4 protein-coding genes are annotated in these 4,588 nt (G+C 71.1%); all 4 read left to right on the forward strand.

Features of this window, described 5'->3' with window-relative positions:
• The first annotated feature begins 42 nt into the window (after positions 1–42).
• Positions 43–1,311, forward strand: coding sequence for a hypothetical protein (locus tag AOK23_RS39575; protein ID WP_240496769.1), 1,269 nt, complete (start codon positions 43–45; stop codon positions 1,309–1,311).
• Positions 1,312–1,346: 35 nt separating this feature from the next.
• Complete coding sequence (locus tag AOK23_RS39580) at positions 1,347–2,381, forward strand: glutamate ABC transporter substrate-binding protein (protein WP_240496768.1); 1,035 nt, start codon at positions 1,347–1,349, stop codon at positions 2,379–2,381.
• A gap of 41 nt (positions 2,382–2,422) precedes the next feature.
• The gene (locus tag AOK23_RS39585; RefSeq protein WP_055717277.1) at positions 2,423–3,748 is read left to right on the forward strand and encodes a hypothetical protein; all 1,326 of its coding nucleotides are present in this window, start codon (positions 2,423–2,425) and stop codon (positions 3,746–3,748) included.
• Positions 3,745–4,588 (forward strand): serine/threonine protein kinase (locus tag AOK23_RS46205; RefSeq protein WP_276205800.1); only part of this gene is annotated, 844 nt, incomplete at its 3' end. The genes AOK23_RS39585 and AOK23_RS46205, both read left to right, overlap by 4 nt.

The following is a 4,588-nucleotide window of genomic DNA, read 5'->3' on the forward strand; positions in this document are numbered from 1 at the left end:
ACGGAACCGAACGCGACGACCAGCAGGGCGAGCACGGCGCCGATGATGCGCAGCCGGCCGGGCTCGGTCGTCGCGTTCGGTTCCGTCACCGCCTGGCAGATGAACGACCGCGCGACGGCCGCCGACGACGTCCTGACGAGCAGCCAGCCCCTCAGCTCCGCCGCGGCCGGCGTCTACAGCTCCCTCGCCGACGCCAACACGGCGGCCTCCAGCGGCTTCCTCGCCGGCGGTCAGGAGACGCCGGAGTCCCGTGCGAGATACGAGCGCGAGATCGGGGAGGCCGCCGACGGTCTCGCCACCGCCGCCGCTGCCTCGGAGCCCGGCTCCCAGTCCGAGAAGCGCGTCGCCGAACTGAACGCCCTGCTGCCGAAGTACAAGGGCCTGATCGAACGGGCCCGCGCCAACAACCGGCTGGGCTACCCGCTGGGCGGCGCGTATCTGCGGTACGCCAACAGCATCATGCAGGACCAGATGCTGCCGAAGGCCCAGAAGATCTACGACAACGAGAACAGGCGGCTGCGCGACGACTACTCCGACGCGACGTCCTACCCGTGGGCCGCGATCGCCCTCGGCGTCGTCGCCCTCGGCGCCCTCGTCTGGGCCCAGCGCCGCAACTACCTCCACACCAACCGGGTGTTGAACCACGGCCTGGTCGCGGCGACGGCCGCCTCCACCGTCGTCCTGCTGTGGCTGGTCGCCGGCCACACCCTCGCCCGCTCCGGGCTCAACGACTCCTACGACCACGGCGTACGGTCCCTGACCGTGCTGAACGACGCCCGTATCGCCTCCCTGAAGGCACGTGGTAACGAGAACCTGACGCTGATCAGCCGGGGCGCGGAGACCCTGGAGATCAAGAAGGACGTCTCCGTCGACAAGTTCGACCACAGGTTCGGCCAGGAGATGAAGGCACTCGCCTCGCAGCTGGCCACCGCCGGGAAGCTCGCCGACGACGACAAGGGCGCGCAGCCCGTGAAGGCCGCCCTCGCCAACATGGAGGCGTGGCAGGACCGGCACCGCAGCGCCCGTACGGCCGACGAGGAGGGCAAGTACCAGTGCGCCCTCGACCAGGTGATCGGCGGCAGGGCGACGCCCGACTGTCGGGCGGGCGACAAGCCGACGGGTGAGTGCTTCGACAAGGTCGACGAGAACCTGAACACGGCGCTCGGGCATGAGAAGAGGGAGTTCGAGCAGGCTGCCAGGGGAGGTCTGGACGCGATGACCGGGCTGCCCGTCGGCGCTGCCGTGCTGGCCGTGCTCGCCGCGGCGGGCGCGGTGCTGGGCATCGGGCGCAGGCTCTCGGAGTACCGATGAGGCCGACGGGAGGCGACACGGTGGAAGGAGGGGCGATGCAAGCGGTACGACGCCTGCGGGCAGGCCTCAGGGGCTGGGGCGGCGTGGGCGCGATGGCGGTCGTCTGCGCCCTGACCGTGATCTTCGCCCTGGTGCTGCCACTGAGCGGGACTCGCGGCGGCCCGGCCGGCACCGGCGGGCAGGGCGTCGCCCACGGCGAACAGGCCCGGGCGGACGACTGCGAGACCAGGAACGACCCGCAGGACCGCAGCCTCAGGCCCTCGTCGAACGAGTCCGGTACCACGATCAAGAAGATCAAGGACAACGGCTTCATCACCATCGGCGTCGACCAGAACAGCTACCGCTGGGGCTATCGCGACCCCAACAACACTGATGGCAAGGCGGAGTTGGAGGGCTTCGACATCGACATCGCGCACCGCATCGCCGAGGAGATCCTCGACGACCCGACGAAGGTGCGCTTCCGCGCGATCCCCACCAACCAGCGCATCAAGGCGATCCAGGACGGGCAGGTCGACATGGTGGTCCGCACCATGACGATCAGCTGCAAGCGAATGGACGAGGTCGCCTTCTCCCAGCCGTACTTCAAGACCGGCCAGCAGGTCCTCGCCCCCAAGTCCTCGACCATCAAGGGCTACGACAAGACGCTGGCGGGCAAGAAGATCTGCTCGGCCAGCGGTTCCACCGCGCGGGACACCCTGGAAGCCGATCAGAAGTCCGGCAAGCTCGTCGCCTCCGCCGACATCACCTCCGTCAACCCGCCCAACCAACTCGACTGCCTGGTGCGGCTCCAGCTCGGCGAGGTGGACGCGGTGGTCACCGACGGGGCGCTCGCCGCGAGCCAGGCGGCGCAGGACCCCACGGTCAAGCTGGTGGGCGCGCCGTTCACCACCGAGTACTACGGCGTGGCGATGAATCGCGATGCGGAAGATCTGGTACGCCGGGTCAACCAGGTCCTGGAGGACTACCTCAAGGACGGCTGGCAGAAGTCGTACGACGACTGGCTGTCCGCGACCCTCGGCGACGACTCCGCAGGGTCCCGGCCGCCGACCGACCAGAAGTACCGGGACTGACAAGGCAAGTTGACCGGCACCGACAGAGCGAGAGGTGATCGATGGGCGTCGCGGGATCCACCGGGCCGGTGATGGACCGGGACGAGGTGGACCGTGCGCTGGCACGGCTCGGCGCGGAGCACGAGGCCATCGAGACCTCCCTGCTCGCCCTCCAGGACCACGCGGGCCGCAGACTGCTGGAAGGCGCCGAGCTGACCGGCGTCACCAAGGAGCGCTGGGAGTCCACGGAGGCGTCGATCACCCTGCTGTGGGCGTACTTCGACGCCTACTCCGACGCGCTGCGCAGCGCCCGTGAGATCCGTTCGCGCCGCCGCTGGTCCAGCCGTGAGGACCTGGTGGAGCTGACCGAACTGCTGCGGGGCGAGGCCGTCACCGTCGCGGGCTCCGCCACCGCCATGGCGAACGCGCCGACGCTCCCGGGCGCAGGCCGGCTCAGCGAGCAGTTCTCCCTGTCCACGCTGGTGGACCGGATGAACGACCTGTACGCGGCGTCGCTGGACATGGTCGTCGCCGCCGACGCGGTGTGGTCCGCGCTGCCCGCCCGGATCGATTTACTGGCCGCGGAGCTCCAGCGCACCCGACAGCTCGCGCACTCCGTGGGCGTACGCCCCGGGGAACACCCGGCGGGCGACGACCTGGAGCGGATCACCCGCACCCTGACCAGGCTCCGCGAGGAGGTCATCTCCGACCCGCTCGCCTACTGGGTGCCCGCACCGGGCAGTTCGGCCCCCGGCGGCGGCCGCCCCGACATCTCGACGTACGACCGTGAGGCGCGCGCCCTGGACGACGTGCGGCGGGAGATCGAGGCCGTGCTGACGGTCCGCCAGGACGCGGAGGCGCGGCTGGTGAAGCTGCGGGACGTGCTGAGCCGCGCGGACCGTACCCTCGCCGAGGCGCGCAGCGCCCGCGGTGAGGTGCTGGCGAAGATCGCCGCGACCGAGGTGCCCGTGGTGAGCGGTCCGCCGACCGTGCTCCAGGAGCAGTTGGCGCTGGCGGCCGAGTACCGCAGACACGGGCAGTGGCACCGACTGTCCCCGCTCCTGGAGTCCCTGGAGCAGAAGGCGGACGACGAACTGCTGCGGGCCCGCGAGTCGTTGACCGCGGTGACCGCGCCGCTGGCGGTCCGCGCCGAACTGCGCGGCCGGCTCGACGCGTACAAGGCGAAGGTCGCCCGGCACGGCCTGGCGGAGGACTCGCTGCTGGTGGAGCGGTACGACGTGGCGCGCCGCATGCTGTGGAGCGCGCCCTGCGATCTGCGCGTCGCCGAGCAGGCGGTGCTGCGCTATCAGCACGCGGTGGCGGAACTGCTGGGCACGCCCGTGCCCGGCCGACAGGAGCCGCAGGACCGGGGAGGGGAGGAATCGTGAGTCAGCCGGACGGACAGGGTCAGCAGCAGTCGTGCCAGCGGCCCGGTTGCTCGGGGTCGTACGAGGACGTGGGCGGCGGTGAGCTGTACTGCGACACCTGCGGTCTGGCGCCGGTCGTCTCGGCCGGCGGTATGGTCTCCTCCCCGCCGACCGGCATCACCGGGGGGCGGGGCTCGCGCGGCTCGGGTTCCAGTTCGCGGTCCTCGCGGTCGTCCGCGCGCTCGGCGCAGTCGCGGCGGTCGGTCTCGGGCCGCCTCTCACGCGCCCTGTCGGGCACGTCGACGGGCCGTTCGGTGTCGGTGCGCAGCTCCGGGAAGACCGCGAGTTCGTCGGGGCGGGCCCGGCTCGGCGTCGGTCTCGTGCAGGTGCCGGAGGTGCCGCGCCCGGATCCCCGCTCGATGGTCCTGGAGACCGCCGAGGTGCCCGAGCGCAAGCGGTTCTGTTCGCGCTCGGACTGCGGGGCGCCGGTGGGGCGGGCGCGCGGTGACCGGCCGGGCCGCACGGAGGGCTTCTGCACCAAGTGCGGCCACCCGTACTCGTTCGTGCCGAAGCTGCACGCCGGTGACATCGTGCGCGGCCAGTACGAGGTCGTGGGCTGTCTCGCGCACGGCGGTCTGGGCTGGATCTATCTGGCGATAGACCGGGCGGTGTCGGACCGCTGGGTCGTGCTGAAGGGCCTCCTCGACACCGGGGACCAGGACGCGATGGCCGCCGCGATCTCCGAGCGCCGCTTCCTCGCCGAGATCGAGCACTCCAACATCGTCCGGATCTACAACTTCGTCGAGCACCTCGACCAGCGCACGGGTTCGCTGGACGGGTACATCGTCATGGAGTACGTCG

The sequence above is a fragment of the Streptomyces torulosus genome (assembly GCF_001419765.1).
In the GTDB taxonomy this organism is placed as follows: Bacteria; Actinomycetota; Actinomycetes; order Streptomycetales; family Streptomycetaceae; genus Streptomyces; species Streptomyces torulosus.